The organism is Galbibacter pacificus, from assembly GCF_029603165.1.
In the GTDB taxonomy this organism is placed as follows: Bacteria; Bacteroidota; Bacteroidia; order Flavobacteriales; family Flavobacteriaceae; genus Galbibacter; species Galbibacter pacificus.
Genome location: NZ_JAQSVC010000005.1, coordinates 162,848 through 178,994, shown reverse-complemented (window position 1 = coordinate 178,994; position 16,147 = coordinate 162,848). Strand labels below are relative to the sequence as shown.

The 16,147-nt window shown below is 38.3% G+C and carries 16 protein-coding genes; 5 read left to right on the top strand and 11 right to left on the bottom strand.

The window, feature by feature from the left end; all coding sequences use genetic code 11:
• Positions 1–5 precede the first annotated feature (5 nt).
• Together ppk1 and PSF86_RS14140 are read right to left on the bottom strand one after the other, a co-directional pair.
• The gene (gene ppk1 / locus PSF86_RS14145; RefSeq protein ID WP_277900744.1) at positions 6–2,111 is read right to left on the bottom strand and encodes a polyphosphate kinase 1; all 2,106 of its coding nucleotides are present in this window, start codon (positions 2,109–2,111) and stop codon (positions 6–8) included.
• On the bottom strand, positions 2,112–2,597 hold the full coding sequence (locus tag PSF86_RS14140) for a SixA phosphatase family protein (RefSeq protein WP_277900743.1): 486 nt from the start codon (positions 2,595–2,597) through the stop codon (positions 2,112–2,114).
• A gap of 300 nt (positions 2,598–2,897) precedes the next feature.
• Here PSF86_RS14140 and PSF86_RS14135 point away from each other — a divergent pair, with 300 nt between their 5' ends.
• Genes PSF86_RS14135 through PSF86_RS14125 form a run of 3 tightly spaced genes read left to right on the top strand, consistent with a single transcriptional unit; the run spans position 2,898 to position 8,356 of the window.
• On the top strand, positions 2,898–5,507 hold the full coding sequence (locus PSF86_RS14135; RefSeq protein WP_277900742.1) for a T9SS type B sorting domain-containing protein: 2,610 nt from the start codon (positions 2,898–2,900) through the stop codon (positions 5,505–5,507).
• 6 nt (positions 5,508–5,513) lie between these two features.
• Positions 5,514–6,437 (top strand): PorP/SprF family type IX secretion system membrane protein, encoded by a 924-nt coding sequence (locus PSF86_RS14130; RefSeq protein WP_277900741.1) that lies wholly within the window; start codon positions 5,514–5,516, stop codon positions 6,435–6,437.
• An 11-nt stretch (positions 6,438–6,448) separates the two neighbouring features.
• Positions 6,449–8,356: an OmpA family protein gene (locus PSF86_RS14125; protein WP_277900740.1), complete on the top strand. Its 1,908-nt coding sequence runs from the start codon at positions 6,449–6,451 to the stop codon at positions 8,354–8,356.
• A 79-nt stretch (positions 8,357–8,435) separates the two neighbouring features.
• Here the strand turns inward: PSF86_RS14125 and PSF86_RS14120 are convergent, their stop codons facing one another.
• The 6 genes from PSF86_RS14120 to pyrR form a co-directional block, all read right to left on the bottom strand.
• Entirely contained in the window at positions 8,436–8,933 is a 498-nt protein-coding gene (locus tag PSF86_RS14120; RefSeq protein WP_277900739.1) for a CAP domain-containing protein, read from the bottom strand.
• Between the two features lie 97 nt (positions 8,934–9,030).
• Positions 9,031–9,684 (bottom strand): pyridoxamine 5'-phosphate oxidase, encoded by a 654-nt coding sequence (pdxH, locus tag PSF86_RS14115; protein WP_277900738.1) that lies wholly within the window; start codon positions 9,682–9,684, stop codon positions 9,031–9,033.
• Positions 9,685–9,694: 10 nt separating this feature from the next.
• A complete protein-coding gene (locus PSF86_RS14110; protein WP_277900737.1) occupies positions 9,695–10,609 on the bottom strand; it encodes a ribonuclease Z in 915 nt (304 codons plus the stop codon).
• A gap of 34 nt (positions 10,610–10,643) precedes the next feature.
• Positions 10,644–10,976, bottom strand: coding sequence for a ribonuclease Z (locus PSF86_RS14105; protein WP_277900736.1), 333 nt, complete (start codon positions 10,974–10,976; stop codon positions 10,644–10,646).
• A 4-nt stretch (positions 10,977–10,980) separates the two neighbouring features.
• Entirely contained in the window at positions 10,981–11,910 is a 930-nt protein-coding gene (locus PSF86_RS14100; protein ID WP_277900735.1) for an aspartate carbamoyltransferase catalytic subunit, read from the bottom strand.
• Positions 11,911–11,919: 9 nt separating this feature from the next.
• A complete protein-coding gene (gene pyrR, locus PSF86_RS14095; protein WP_277900734.1) occupies positions 11,920–12,459 on the bottom strand; it encodes a bifunctional pyr operon transcriptional regulator/uracil phosphoribosyltransferase PyrR in 540 nt (179 codons plus the stop codon).
• A 167-nt stretch (positions 12,460–12,626) separates the two neighbouring features.
• On the opposite strand from pyrR, the gene PSF86_RS14090 reads away from it, so the two are divergent.
• Positions 12,627–13,055 carry a SnoaL-like domain-containing protein gene (locus tag PSF86_RS14090; protein ID WP_277900733.1) on the top strand — a complete coding sequence of 143 codons (429 nt, stop codon included), beginning with the start codon at positions 12,627–12,629 and terminating at the stop codon, positions 13,053–13,055.
• Between the two features lie 18 nt (positions 13,056–13,073).
• On the opposite strand, the gene murA is transcribed toward PSF86_RS14090, so the two are convergent.
• The 3 genes from murA to PSF86_RS14075 all read right to left on the bottom strand — a co-directional run bounded on the left by murA (position 13,074) and on the right by PSF86_RS14075 (position 15,423).
• Complete coding sequence (gene murA / locus PSF86_RS14085; RefSeq protein WP_277900732.1) at positions 13,074–14,384, bottom strand: UDP-N-acetylglucosamine 1-carboxyvinyltransferase; 1,311 nt, start codon at positions 14,382–14,384, stop codon at positions 13,074–13,076.
• Positions 14,385–14,404: 20 nt separating this feature from the next.
• Positions 14,405–15,049 (bottom strand): DUF4290 domain-containing protein, encoded by a 645-nt coding sequence (locus tag PSF86_RS14080; protein WP_277900731.1) that lies wholly within the window; start codon positions 15,047–15,049, stop codon positions 14,405–14,407.
• 83 nt (positions 15,050–15,132) lie between these two features.
• Positions 15,133–15,423, bottom strand: a complete 291-nt coding sequence (locus PSF86_RS14075) for a DUF493 family protein (protein WP_277900730.1) — start codon at positions 15,421–15,423, stop codon at positions 15,133–15,135.
• Between the two features lie 182 nt (positions 15,424–15,605).
• Here PSF86_RS14075 and PSF86_RS14070 point away from each other — a divergent pair, with 182 nt between their 5' ends.
• On the top strand, positions 15,606–16,142 hold the full coding sequence (locus PSF86_RS14070; RefSeq protein WP_277900729.1) for an AAA family ATPase: 537 nt from the start codon (positions 15,606–15,608) through the stop codon (positions 16,140–16,142).
• Positions 16,143–16,147: the final 5 nt, after the last annotated feature.

The following is a 16,147-nucleotide window of genomic DNA, read 5'->3' as shown; positions in this document are numbered from 1 at the left end:
CTTCTTTATGCTTTAACAATCTGTTTTTTTAAATAGTATTCGTAGGTCTCGAATTGGGAACGTTCTTTAATGTTTTTTACTTTTCTATATGCATTGTCGTGTCTTTCGGAGAATATCCTTGCCTTTACATTGTCTCTCCAACAAATATCAAAAGTATCCATTAATTCACTTTTAAGATCCTTGTCGTAAATAGGGCACCCCACTTCTACCCTAAAATCAAGGTTCCTTGTCATCCAATCGGCAGAAGAAATATAAAACTTGGGGTCTCCATTGTTGGCAAAAATAAACAATCGGGTATGTTCCAAAAACCTGTCGACCACACTAATGGCTTCAATGTTTTCGCTCATTCCGGGAACGCCGGGTATTAAACAACATGTTCCCCGTATTATTAGTTGAACTTTAACCCCGCTTCTACTGGCTTCGTATAACTTATCTACCATTTTATAGCTTGTAAAGCTATTCATTTTAATCTTTATATAGGCTTCTTTACCCGCTTTTGCATTTTCTATTTCTTTGTCGATAAGCTTTGTAAATACTTTTTTGGTGTAATGTGGGGAAACTATTAAATGTTTGTACTTGTTTATTTTATAGTTGGTCTGAAAGAAATCGAACACCTTGTTAAGCTCTTTCATTATGGGTTGATGTGCTGTAAAAAGCGTATAATCTGTATAGATTTTGGCGGTATCTTCGTTAAAGTTCCCTGTGCTTATAAAACCGTAGCGTTTTAACTTATCGCCTTCCAGTCTTTCTATAACACATATTTTACTGTGTACCTTAAGGCCCTGAACCCCAAAAATAAGCTTTACCCCTTCGGATTGTAACTGCTCGGCATATTCAATATTTGCTTCTTCGTCAAACCTGGCCTGTAGTTCTATCTGTACGGTTACCTCTTTTCCATTTTTAACAGCATTGATTAGTGAACTGGCAACTTGAGAGTTTTTTGCCAATCTGTATACGGTAATCTTTATGGTTTTTACCTTTGGGTCTATTGCCGCTTCCCTTAAAAGTTTAATTACATTAGAGAAGGTGTTGTATGGGGCATATTGCAAATAATCTTTTTTGGCAATGGCTTCAAATAAACTACCGTCGTGGGTAAGCCCTTTTACCGGCAAGGGCGGAAATTTTTTATACATTAAATCGGCACGCCCAAGGCTTGGAAACCCCATGTAATCCCTTCGGTTGTGGTATCTCCCTCCGGGAATTACGCTATCTGTGTCGTCTATCCCCATTTTATCTTTTAAAAACTTAAGCGTATCTTTTTCAATCTCTTTATCATACACAAAACGAACCGGCTCACTGATACGTCTTCCTTTTACGCTCGACGATATTTTTTCAATAAAACTCTTACTTAAATCGCTGTCTATATCCAGTTCGGCATCACGGGTAATTTTAATCATATGCGCCGATAGCGATTCGTAATTAAAAATATTAAAAATCCCGTCCATACAATAGCGGATAAGGTCGTCGAGAATAATTATATATTGCTTGTCTCCCTGATTTGGCAATACCACAAAACGCTCTATAGTTTTAGGTATTTCTACCATTGCATAACGTATTTCTTTGGATTTTGACTTAAAAATACCCTTTACGCCATCGTTTTGCTTTTCCTGCTTCATTGTCATTTTTACCGCAAGATAGCCGGCACTGTCCTTAAGGTTCGGGATTTCGTCCAGATCGCTCAGCATAATGGTTACCAGGGCCGGGCTTACTTTTTCATAAAAATAGTTTTTTATAAAATCGTTTTGTTGTACCGTTACTTCATCTTCTTTTATAATAAATATATTTTCGGCCTCCAGTTCTTTTTCTATATCGCTAAGTATTCTTAAACTTTCGGTTTGCTGGTTAATTACAATCTGCGTAATATCTTCCATTAAATCTTTGGCACGGGCACCTCCCAAAACACTTTTTCCCGTTTTTCCAGAAAGGGCAATACGTTTTACGGTAGCGTAACGGACTTTAAAAAATTCGTCCAGGTTATTAGAAAAAATCCCCAAAAAACGAAGCCTTTCAATAAGTGGAACCGTAGTATCTTCAGCTTCTTGCAAAACTCTCGCATTAAAATGTAACCAACTGATCTCTCTATTTATATATTGATTTTTTACTTCGTTCATTTATTTTAATTGCTTTGGAAATATTATTAATTCGGTTGTTCCCTTGTCTACTAGTTTCCATTCACCAACATCAAATCGTAATTGCACTACCCCGGCTGTTGGCACATTATTTATGGATTTGTTCCCAAATATATTAGAAATTGACGTGAATGCATGATTATGACCAAAAATCATAACTTTTTTATAGCTTTCCCCTAATTGTTTGATAAAATTAATGACAGAAGTGCCTTCAAAATCGTACAATCTCTTTTCGATATGTATTTTGGAGGGGGCTATTCCCAATTGGCCCGTAACTATAATGCATGTATGCAATGCCCTTATTGCTGGGCTGGAAAATACCACATCTGGTGCCTTAAAATTACCCTTTAAATAATTGGCTACCAAATATGCATCATTTATACCGCGCTCTTGTAATGGCCGGTCTTTATCGTTTACCTCGTATTCCCAAGACGATTTTGCATGCCTAACCAGTGTTATTTCCTTCATTTTAATCAATTTTACCTCTTTAAACAGATACCGTTCATCGTTAAATATATACAGCTCAACCAACTAATTATATATGCCTTCCACATTAACGATTATAAAAAACACTTCATCATTTTTTTTTTAGTTGATTGTTTATTCTTACGAATTTAGCTATCAATAAACCAACCCAAACCTCTTTTTGCTAAAGTAAATTTCAAGCTTTGGCCACTACTTCTTAACACTGCTTTTTCAAATAAAAATATGGGATAAACACCCCAGATTTATCTTACTTAACTACTTGCAGTAAATCTGTATAGTAGAATGAAAATAATAAATCTTTTTATCATTTCGATGTTTTGTTGGTGCCTTTCCTTAAATGCAGGCAACAATCTTGAAATCTTTCCAAATGTACCGGGATGCTCCATAAAAGCAACCGTTACCAACGTAAGTTGTGTGATCAACAATGAAGCATCAAACGACGGAAGCATAACCCTTGAAATAACGGGTAATACGGGAACGCTTACCTATAAATGGACCACAAATAACGGTAATGGCCTTGTTGATGGCCAAAAAGACCAAACCGGCCTAAGTGTGGGCACTTATACCTTTTGTGTTTACGACAATGGCGTGCAAGTACATAAAGAATCGAAAACAGTTACAAAGCCCGAAAACTTCACCATAGAAACCGAAACAACCGATAATATATGTTACAACACCGAAGAAGGCAGTATAAAAATAACCGCTAGCGGATGTGCCCCTCCTTATAACTATTCTATTGACGGCGGTCAAACTTTTTTCAGCTCTCATTTATTTGAAAACCTAAAAAAAGGGACCTATATCATTTTGGTAAAAGATGCCAAAGGATGCGAAATTTCTAAAACCGTTAAAATAGGCGGAGGTGAGTATCTGTCCATTTATCATCCGGAATCCATGACCGTTGAAAATTGTTTGACCCAAAAGGCAATTGATGCAAAGTTTGAAGAGTGGTTAAAAGAGTTCCGTTTCATTGGAGGAACCAACCCGAAAGAAGAAGGCTTGGACGTTATAGCGCCTACTATTTGTGGCGGTGAAACAATTATTAACTATATTGTAACCGACGATTGTGGGACAAGAAGAGAATGCAACGCTATATTTACGGTTCCCGAAAAAACGGCATTAAACTTTATAAATGTTGCCCAAAATCAACATATTACCTGCAATGAAGATATAGATATTGAGCTTCAGGTATGGCTGGACAGCAATGCAAATGCAATTGCCGATAGCGAGTGTCCAATTACTTGGACCAATAATTTTACCGAATGCGAATGGGTAACCATCTGCGGAAATACAAAATTTATTGAAGTTACTTTTACTGCAAGCAATGGCTGCGATAAAATAAATACAGCTGCAATTTTTACCATTGAAGACAACGAAGCACCCGTTTTTGTTGAAGAACTGCCACAGGATATTACCGTGGCGTGCAATGCAATTCCAGAGGCCGTGACATTGACCGCCAACGATAATTGTAGCGGTAATGCTGAAGTTTCTTTTGATGAAACAACTACCAATAACGATTGTGGCTCCAGCACCGTTACAAGAACATGGACTGCCAAGGACTGCTCGAACAACCAAACAGTACACACGCAGACCATTACCATTGAAGACAACGAAGCGCCCGTTTTTGTTGAGGAACTGCCACAGGATATTACCGTGGCGTGCAACGCAATCCCAGAGGCCGTGACATTGACCGCCAACGAAAATTGTAGCGGTAATGCTGAAGTTTCTTTTGATGAAACAACTACCAATAACGATTGTGGCATCAGCACCATTACAAGAACATGGACTGCCAAGGACTGCTCGAACAACCAAACAGTACACACACAGACCATTACCGTTGAAGACAACGAAGCGCCCGTTTTTGTTGAGGAACTGCCACAGGATATTACCGTGGCGTGCAACGCAATTCCAGAGGCCGTGACATTGACCGCCAACGATAATTGTAGCGGTAATGCTGAAGTTTCTTTTGATGAAACAACTACCAATAACGATTGTGGCATCAGCACCGTTACAAGAACATGGACTGTCAAGGACTGCTCGAACAACCAAACAGTACACACGCAGACCATTACCATTGAAGACAACGAAGCGCCTATATTGGCTTCTAGTTATGAAAAAGATATTACCATTACTTGTGGCGATATTCCCACCGCTCCTGTCCTCATGTTTGACGATGGCTGCAATACAAATCTTAATGTAACTTTTGAGGAATTGTCCAATTTTACTTCCGAAGGAGAAGATTACGACATTATTAGAACATGGAACGTTACCGATAATTGTGAAAATGAGGCAGTGTTTACACAAAACATTCATATAAGGCCTCAAAACATAACTCCAATAGAGCCTGTGGAATTAAAATTATGCATAGATGATGCCACTTTTGACCTCTTTGAATTATTTCCCAATAATTACACCAAAGAAGGAACTTGGGAAGTGGCAAGCGGAAACCCTTCGCTAATGGATAATTTTTTCGATCCTTCAAAAACAGCTATCGGTAATTACGAAATTACTTTTGTGCCCAGCAATAATTGTATACCGCCGTTAATCATTCAAATAATTGTACATGACGACTGCGTGGTTTTACCGTGTAATTCTACCAACGAACTGGTTATATCCAAAGCAATTACACCCAATGGCGACCCCTATAATGAGTATTTTACCGTAACCGGAATAGAAGAATGTGGTTTTACCATGACCTTGCAGGTTTTTAATAGGTGGGGGGCCGAGGTTTTTCAATCGGATAATTACCAAAACAATTGGAACGGTTACGCTACATCGGGTATCGGTGTCTCGTCTCAAATTCCCGCCGGAACTTATTTTTATATTTTGAATATTCTCGAAAGTGGCTACGACCCAATTAAAGGATACATCTACGTAGGCACTAGCTCCAAATAAATCATTATGGACATTATTAAAAAAAACACCTCATTACTAACTTTTGCCCTGTTGCTTTCAGCTTCAATGGCCGCCCAGCAACTTCCTCAATTTACGCAATATATGTATAATACCGTTGCCATAAACCCGGCCTATGCAGGAAGCAGGGAAGCCTTGAGCATTGTGGCTCTTCATAGAAGCCAATGGAACGGTTTTAACGGCGGTCCAAAAACACTTACGGTTTCTGCTAATTCCCCTTTACGGAATGATAAAATTGGTGTGGGAATGTCTTTTATAAGAGACGAACTGGGCTACGAACGTTTTTCTTATTTGTATGGCGATTTTTCGTATACCATAAGGACCGGGGAAAATACAGAGCTGGCATTCGGACTCAAAGCGGGCTTTACGCATTATGAGCTGGACAATGACCTATTGAGCGATCCCAGTATTATAAACGACCCATATTTTAACAATATTTCAAATCATTGGAGCCCAAACATGGGGCTTGGTATTTACTGGCATTCCAATAAATGGTACATGGGCCTATCATCTCCAAGGATATTTACAACCGATTATAATAAAGAAGAAGAATTTGAAGCATCAGAAAGAATTGGCTACTACTTAACCGGAGGGTACGTATTTACGCTGAGCAAAGACATTAAGTTTAAGCCCGCCTTTTTAATCAAGGCAACCAATGGAAGCTCAATGGCATACGACTTTACCGGCAATTTTCTTTTTTACGAAAAAATGTGGATCGGTGCAGCATACCGCGTTGATGATGCCGCTGCCGTGCTTATAGATTTTCAGGTTACGCCACAATGGAGAATTGGCTATACCTACGAACAACCCATTTCGGATATTCGCCCCTATACTTCCGGAACGCATGAAATATTACTCATGTTCGAACTAAAATTCAACAATGCCAAATATAAATCGCCTCGCTATTTCTAAAATTTACTACCATGAAAACATTGCTACGATATAGTTTTGTACTTTTTCTTTTTCTAGAAGGCTTTTCACTGAATGCACAGTATGGAAAACAAAAAAAGGCTGATGCCCTGTTTAACAAGTATTCGTTTATAAAATCTTCTCAGACCTATAAAGAACTTATTGATAATAATTACAATGTAGCCTATGCCGAGCGTAAACTGGCAGACTGCTATTTTATGCTTCGGGACCCAGAGAATGCAGCTATTTATTATAAAAAAGCAATACAGCAACCAAACATACCAATTGATTATTATTACAATTATGCGGTTGTATTAAGGGGGCTTGGAGAATATGAAGAAGCCGATACCTGGTTGAAAAAGTTTAAAAAAGAAGGCGGAAAAAATAAAATGGTAAGGGAACTAAAAAAAGAGAAACCCGTACTTTTTAACGTACAAACAAAATATACGCTTCAAGATGTTAATTTTAATACCGAATACAGCGATTTTGGAGCATATAGGTTTGGTGACATACTTTATTATATTTCTGCCAAAAATGGGACACAAAACCCAAAAAAAGTATACAGCTGGAACGAGCAGCCATTTCTGGACATGTACACCATAAACCTCAACGATTCCCTAAATACCGTAACACCCGTTGTTGGCGATATTAACACCAAATTTCACGAAGGGCCCATCTCTATTTCTTCAGATGGGAAAACCATGTATTTTTCCAGAAACAATTATTATCAAAACCATAACGAAAGGGACCAAAAAGGCGTAAACCATTTACAAATTTACAAAGCGAGCCTGGTAAACGGAAAATGGACAAATATAACCGATATGCCTTTTAACAACGCTAATTATTCGGTATCGCATCCAGCACTTAGCAACGACGGAAAGTTGTTGTACTTTTCATCGGATATGCCCGGTGGACATGGAAAAGCCGATATTTACAAAGTGACCATCCAAGAAAACGGGACTTTTGGTACTCCCGAAAATTTAGGTCCTATAGTTAATACCGAAGGCGAAGAATTATTTCCTTTTATCAATTCTGAAGGAACCCTGTTTTTTTCGTCGGACGGACATGAAGGTATTGGACTTTTGGATATTTATGGAACCATAAAAAACGAAGAAAACGAAATTACAGATATCGTTAACCTGGGCGAACCCATTAACAGCAAAAAAGACGATTTTTCATTTTTTATGTTTTCTGATGGCCTTTCCGGCTATATGGCATCCAATAGAAATAATAAAATTGGCAATGACGATATTTATGCCTTTGAAACTGTTTTGCCCCTCATGCTAAAAGGGGTCGTTTCAGATTCCATAAACGGGAAACCCATTCCCAATGCAAAAATCAGTCTTAAAAATAACCTTGGTAGCGAAATTGCTTATCTATTAACCGATGAAAACGGCTATTATGAAATAAATATCGATCGGAGAAAGGATTATAGTATTTCTGCAAGCCAAGAAAAATATACCGATAAAACAAAGATATTTACTTCAAAAAATATCGGAAAAAAAATCACCGAAATTGTGGTAAACCTTCAATTGGTTCCCTTAACAGACATTAAGATATTGGCAGGATTGAATACTATTTATTTTGACTTCGATAAATACAATATCCGGCCGGACGCCGCAAAAGAACTGGACAAAATTGTAAACTTGATGACTGCCGAATATCCAGAAATGGTAATGAAAATAGAATCGCATACCGATTCACGGGGGTCGCTTTCGTACAACGACAGGCTGTCTATAGACCGGGCCAATGCCACCTACGACTATTTAATAAGTAAGGGCCTGACCAAAGAACGCGTTATAGCCCATAAAGGATATGGAGAACGTAGACTAACCAATGGCTGCTCCGACGGGGTTGCTTGTGAAGAACCCGAGCACCAAAAAAACAGAAGAACAGATTTTATTGTGCTTAAAATGAAATAACCTCATAACACTTTTGTTTATGAATTAAACTGAAAGCACTTTGACAAAATCAGAAAAATCAAGCCCAGCTTAATAACTACTAACGCCTTACAAAAATATTAGTGTAGAAATAATCTCCCTTTTTATTTTGGATGGCCGATATGCCCATGGCTGTATAATTTCCCTCAATGTTTTTTTTATGAGACTCGCTTTCCAGCCAAGCCTCAACAATACCTTTAGCCGTATGATAGCCATACCCTACGTTTTCCCCAACAGCCACTGCATCTGCGTTATAATGAAGGTTGTGTTCCCTGTCTGCAAAAAAATGATGGCATATTTCATCTTCAGCAATCATGTGCTCTGTATGAACTTTGGCTTCTTGAGATATTATGTTGAGCTTTTCTAAAGGAGAAAGGTTTTTACCAATTCGGTACTCGTTGATTAAATTGAGGACTTCATCTTCAATTTTAATATATGTAACCGCATTTTCAGCATTCAGTTCGTCTACGGTCTCAATTTCATCTGGGCTACAAGAATAGAAAGATGAATAAGACACCAGTAGCAAAATAACTACCATGGCTTTGGTTGGCGCATTCATAGTAAGATTCTTTTTAAGATTTGGTTTTGCTAAATTAGCAAATATCAAAATGTCTCATCTATGAAATGCCTAAAAAATCGACGAAATGCATGTTTTATCAGGGGTTTAACCGCTGAATTAGCCAATCATGATTTTTTTGTAAGATAAATCTTATTCTATCGTGAAGTCTATTCGGTCTTCCTTGCCAGAATTCTATGGCATGTGGAGAGACAATATACCCCCCCCAGTAATCGGGGCGGGTTATTTCTTTCCCCAGATATGCTTTTTCAAGGTTTTTTAATTTAGCTTCCAGTGCTTCCCTAGAGGCCAATACTTCACTTTGATGGGAAACAATTGCTCCTAATTGACTTCCTCTTGGACGGGATTCAAAATATCCATCTGAAAGGTTGGGGGCTATTTTTGCAGCTTTTCCTTTAACAATTACCTGCCGCTCCATATTGGGCCAAAAAAAGGAGAGGCAAACATTGGGATTTGCTGCAATTGCTTTCCCTTTTTCACTATTGTAGTTGCTATAAAAAACAAAGCCGTTCTCATTAAATTTTTTTAGCAGCACTACCCTGTTTTTAGGAAAACCATCCAAACCAATGGTAGAAACCGTCATGGCATTGGCCTCGTCTATACCACCGCTTTTTTCCACCTCGTAAAACCAAGTTTGAAACAACTGCATGGGGCTGTCCGGGATATTGGCTTCCAAAAGTTCCTTTTTATTGTATACTTTTCGGTAATCGCTTAAATCTTTCTCGTTTTCCATATGCCCAATTTTAAAAAGTAAATGCTTTTCCGTCTTCGGCGAGTTCCACATGTTTAAAAAGTTGTTCGGCTTCTTCTTTAAACACCTGTATGTTGTTGTACCTGGTAGAATAGTGTCCTAATATTAAATTCTTTACCTTGGCCTTGCTAGCTATCGAGGCAGCTTGCAAAGCTGTTGAATGCCCTGTTTGCTTAGCTAGCTTTTCATGGGGCTCCAAAAACGTGGATTCATGATAGAGGGCATTTGCATTTTCAATAATAGGGATTATGGTTTCGTTATAGGAAGTATCACTACAGAAAGCGTAACTTTTTGGCGGTAGCGGATCGTTGGTAAGCAAATTATTAGGGATTATCTCGCCATTTTCCAAAACCACATCTTTTCCCTTTTTTATATTTTGATAATAGCATTTATCAATATTATAATTCAGAACAGCATTGATGTCCAATTTTCTATCGCCTTCCTTTTCCTTAAACAAGAAACCATTTGTATACACCCTGTGCGTAAGCGGGATGGTATGCACCTCTACCTTCTCATCTTCAAAAATTATTTCTGATTCCATTGCCGTAAGTTCATGAAAAATTAACGGGTAATTTGTCCATGCATGGCCAACCCTCAACATGGTAACAACGGCCTCTTTTATGCCTTTTGGCCCATACACGTGCATGGGCGCATCCCGCCCCAACAGCCTAAAAGTAGACAATAGGCCCGGTAATCCAAAAAAATGGTCCCCATGAAGGTGCGAGATAAAAATATGCTTGATTCTGGAGAACTTGATTTTTTGCTTCCTTAACTGCACTTGTGTTCCTTCGCCACAATCTATCAAGAACAGATGCCCTTTTATCTCCAATACTTGTGCCGTTGGATTTGTGAATGCTCTTGGCGTAGCGCTGTAACACCCTAAAATATGCAGTTTTAATTCGCTCATTATTTATACAATACACTGTATTTTAGCATACTTTTTAAAAATCCAAATCCCTTTCTATGTCTTCCATTTCAATCACATCGTATGCTTCTTTTAGTGTGGGTGCAACCACCAGTTCTTCATGGACATCATTATAATTTACAGTATCTGTTACAATTACAAATGATTTGCCCGCTTTTCTATGATCCCTTGAAAGTTCTAAAAATTCCATTAAATCGTTTGCTGTCAATTTACTAAGCGACAGTAAATTCAAAATTAAATGATCGTTCTTGTATTTGGGGTAAGATTCATCAAGCCGATCTATAAACTTGCCCAAGGATACATTTTCTTGTGTAATTACAGTAGTATTTTCCTGTCTGTCTATTATCATAATCTTACTGTTTTATTTTAGAAGCTAATAAATAAATAACAGCCATTCTTATAGCGACCCCATTTTCAACCTGATTAAGTATAATAGCTTGTTTAGAATCGGCTACATCGCTTGTTATTTCAACGCCGCGGTTTATGGGCCCCGGGTGCATGATCACAATTTCCTTGTCCAGGGAATCCAACAAGGCCTTATTAACGCCAAACTGTTGTGTGTACTCCCGTGTGGAGGGAAAATAACTTATGTCCATTCGCTCATTCTGTACGCGAAGCATATTGGCAACGTCACACCATTCCAATGCTTTTTTAAGATTGGTTTCCACTTCTACGCCAAGAGATGTTATAAATTTAGGAATTAAAGTCTTTGGTCCGCACACCTTAACATTTGCCCCTTGTAATTTTAGGGCAAAAATGTTGGACAATGCCACCCTTGAATGCAAAATATCGCCAACAATAACTATATTTTTCCCGTTTACGTCGCCCAATTTTTCTCTAATGGAATAAGAGTCCAACAGAGCCTGTGTAGGGTGTTCATGGGCTCCATCCCCAGCATTTACAATGCTTGCTTTTACATTTTTAGACAAGAAAACCCCTGCACCGGGATTCGGGTGACGCATAACCACCATGTCCACTTTCATGGAAAGGATGTTGTTTACGGTATCTATGAGCGTTTCTCCTTTTTTCACCGATGATTGTGCCGCTGAAAAGTTAATTACATCGGCAGACAATCTTTTTTCGGCCAATTCAAAAGACAACTTTGTTCTTGTGCTGTTTTCAAAAAATAAATTAGCAATGGTAATGTCCCTGAGTGAAGGTACCTTTTTTATTGGACGGTTGATAACTTCTTTGAAATGATCGGCGGTTTCAAAAATCAACTGAATATCCGATTCATTTAAATATTTAATTCCCAGTAAGTGGTTTACACTTAATTCGCTCATTGTATGCGGCTATTTATTTATCAAATATACTTTATCTTCTCCCTCTTGTTCCTTCCACATTACCTTTACCTTTTCTTGGTTGATGGCATCTACCTGCCTACCCCGGTAATCGGGCTGAATGGGCAGGTGCCTGCTAAAACGCCTATCGATTAACGTTAAAAGCTCGATTTCATTGGGCCTTCCAAACGATTGTATTGCGGTTAGCGCGGCCCTTATACTCCTTCCTGTATAAAGTACGTCGTCTATAAACACGACGTTTTTATCTTCAACTAAAAAATCGATTTTGGTTTTGTTGGCTTCCAAGGGCTTATCGCTCCTTCTAAAGTCGTCCCGGTAAAAAGTTATGTCCAAATACCCCAGTTTTATATGGGCAACATTATAATCTTCTGTAAGTATTTTTTTTAATCGTTCGGCCAAAAAAACACCTCTTGGCTGAATACCAATTAATACGGTATTTTTAAAATCTATATGATTTTCAATGAGTTGACAAGCCAATCGATGAAGTATGATATTGATTTCTTTAGCGGAAAGCAAGACTTTTTGACTCATATTTTATGGAAATATACGGTTTGTAAAATTACATATTTTTATGGAGAAAACTAGAGCTTCTTCTGTTTATGTATGTTTTTTCTCTTTGAAACAATATAATTTACGGTTAACAGTGTCTTAACCCGCTATTTTATAAGAAGATATATCTTCGCAAAAAAAGAAAAGCAATGAAAACTCAAGAAATAGCCAACCGACTTATACTTCTCTGTAGGAAGGGAGCATATTTACAAGCATATCAAGAACTTTACGACGAACATGCCGTTAGCAAGGAAATGAATGCGGTTTTCAATGATGTTACCGAAGGGAAAAACAACATCATTCGGGAATATTTAAAAAGTAAGGATAATATTGTTGAGATACACCACCAATATATTTCCGATCCCCTTGTTGCCGATCATTTTTTTGTTGTGAAAATGGCGAGCGACATTACCTTTGCCGATATTGGAAGGCAGGAAATGGAAGAATTGTGCCTTTATAAAGTAGAGAACGGCAAAGTTGCCGAAGCTTTGTTTTTTTATGCACCCATCCAACCCCTAAATGGTTTTTTTGTTGATTATAAAAATAAAAAGCCCCTCGAAGAGGAGCTTTTTGTATAATTTTTTAAAGTCCAAAAATCAATCCATGCGCACAATTTTGGCACCAATGGCCTTTAGCCTTCCGTCTATGTTTTGATATCCCCTATCTATTTGTTCGATATTATGAACCGTGGATGTCCCTTTGGCCGAAAGTGCCGCTATTAGCAAAGATACCCCTGCACGTATGTCGGGAGAAGTCATTGTGGTAGCCTTGAGCGTAGATTTAAAATCATGCCCGATTACAGTTGCCCTATGCGGATCGCAAAGTATTATTTTTGCGCCCATATCGATAAGCTTATCTACAAAGAAAAGTCGGCTTTCAAACATTTTTTGATGTATTAAAACACTTCCGCGTGCTTGCGTGGCCACCGTTAAGATAATACTTAAAAGGTCGGGGGTAAAACCTGGCCAGGGCGCATCGGATATGGTGAGCACCGAGCCGTCTATAAAGCTTTGCACCTCGTACCCGTCTGCATGTTCCGGAATAACGATATCGTCATCCTGTTTTTCTACCGTTATCCCCAATTTTCTAAACACATTTGGGATTTGCCCCAAATGGTCCCAACCAACGTTTTTAATTGTCAGTTCGCTCCGTGTCATTGCCGCCATCCCTATCCAACTTCCAATTTCTATCATGTCGGGTAAAATAGTGTGTTCTGTTCCACCCAGTTCTTTTACGCCTTCAATGGTAAGTAAATTAGAGCCAACACCGCTTATTTTTGCACCCATCCTGTTCAACATAGAACACAACTGTTGCAAGTATGGCTCGCATGCGGCATTATAGATGGTCGTGGTTCCTTCGGCAAATACAGCCGCCATTACAATATTGGCCGTACCGGTTACCGATGCTTCATCGAGCAGCATAAAAGCACCCTTTAACTTTTTGGCCTCAACACCATAAAAATATTCTTCACGGTTATACCTAAAAGTGGCTCCTAATTTAATAAAGCCTTCAAAATGTGTATCCAGTCTCCTGCGTCCAATTTTATCGCCTCCGGGCTTTGGTATATAACCTTTCCCGAAACGGGCCAATAGTGGGCCAACAATCATTATGGAACCTCTTAATCCACGGCCGTCCTGTTTAAATTGTTCTGATTGTAAATAATCTAAATGTAGGTCGTCTGCCATAAAAGTATAAGAAGAAGCGCCTATTTTTTGGATTTTAACCCCCAAATTTTCAAGCAGGTCGATTAGCTTATTTACATCTATTATATTTGGAATATTGTGTATTGTTACCTTTTCGCTGGTAAGCAATACGGCGCAAAGTATTTGTAAGGCTTCATTTTTTGCTCCTTGTGGGATAATCTCCCCTTTTAATTGAGCCCCACCTTCTATTTTAAAAGTTCCCATGAAAAAATCCAGTAAGCTTTTTAATATCTTTTTTTACCTCTCCCCTTGTTGTGATGTTTTCTGGGATTATTGTTTCTAGATTTGCTATTGTTCCGGTTACGCACCAAGTTTTTGCTTTCTGCCAGGTCTTCGTCCCATTTGGCAAGGTTTATTTTTCCATTGCTCAACTCGTACAAATGTGCAAAAATAACATCATCCTCAACGGTATCTTTGTTCCAGTTAAGGTAACTTTTTTTCATATGGTTTGCAATGGTAAATTTAAGGCCGTCCTTTAAATCGCCGTCTTCCCAACTTACACAAACATCGATCATACGTTTGATATTGTTACCGTAAAACCTGTATTTGGGATGGTTTTGAGGGTATTCCAGCGGCTCAGGACGCTCCTCCAACAATTCTTTTGTTGGTTTTGGAAATGGGGAATCCACATCCAATTTAAAATTGGAAATGATAAAAAGCTGATCCCATAGTTTATGCTGAAAATCTGGAACGTCGCGCAAATGCGGATTTAAGTTCCCCATAACGGCGATAATAGCCTGCGCTACTTTGTTTCGCTCTTCCTTGTCTTCAATCTCGACGGCATAATCTACCATTTTCTGAATATGGCGCCCGTACTCGGGTATAATAAGTTTGGGACGCTCACTGTTGTATTCTAAATTTTCAACCAAAATATAATGAAATTATTAAATGAAGTTTCTTTTTCAATGTATAGGCATGCAAAATAACAAATTTTACGTTGTATCAAAGCAATTTACAAAGAAATAACACCTTCTACCGTACTTACTTCTTTATATTTTTCAATAACAGCGTCTGAATCTTTCATTTTTACCTCAACGGACAAACTTGTATATTTTCCGTTTGATGACGTTTTTGTGCTGATGACGGCCCCTGTATTATCAAAAATCGTTTCAATCTGTTTTATCTTTTCTTGATCTGTGGGGACTATGAATTTATACAAATATTGAGAAGGCCATTCTGTTGTATTGTCCAGTTCATTTTTCAGCCGTGCATAAAATTCTTCAACCTCTTTTTTATCCTTCATATGCTTTTTTCGTTTTATGCAAAGATATGTTTTTTCAGTTTTATAAACACCAATATGATTATTGGGTTGGACAGGAAATAAAAGGAGCATAGAATAAAAAGGAAGCCTGGGGCTTTTATTCTCCCGGCAATTCATTTTTTAAATCCATTGGCTTTTAGTTATTTTGCGTTTTGAAGCTACAGATGAACGCAAACAAAAAGATAGTTATTACCGGGGGGCCGGGTACCGGAAAAACATCGGTGGTCGATTTTTTAAAAAGTCAAGGGCATTATTGCATGTCCGAAATATCACGTCAGGTTACCCTGGAAGCAAGGGCACAAGGGATAGAACAGTTGTTTTTAACAGACCCGCTTTTGTTCAGCAAAAAATTATTGGAAGGCCGTATCGAGCAATATAAACTGGTGCCGGATACCGAAAAAACCATTTTTTTTGATCGCGGAATCCCCGATGTGCTGGCATATATGGATTACACAAAGGACCCATATCCCGATTATTTTGAAGAAGCGTGCCTAGAATACCGTTACGATCAGGTTTTTTTACTTCCTCCGTGGAAAGAAATTTATACTTCGGATAACGAACGTTACGAAAGTTTCTCGCAGGCCCAGCGAATTTACAAGTTTTTAAAGAGCGCATACCAACGCTACAATTACCAACTAACGGAAGTCCCTACCGGAACTGTTGACTACAGGGCCCGTTTTATACTTAACAATATTCAATAAGATTT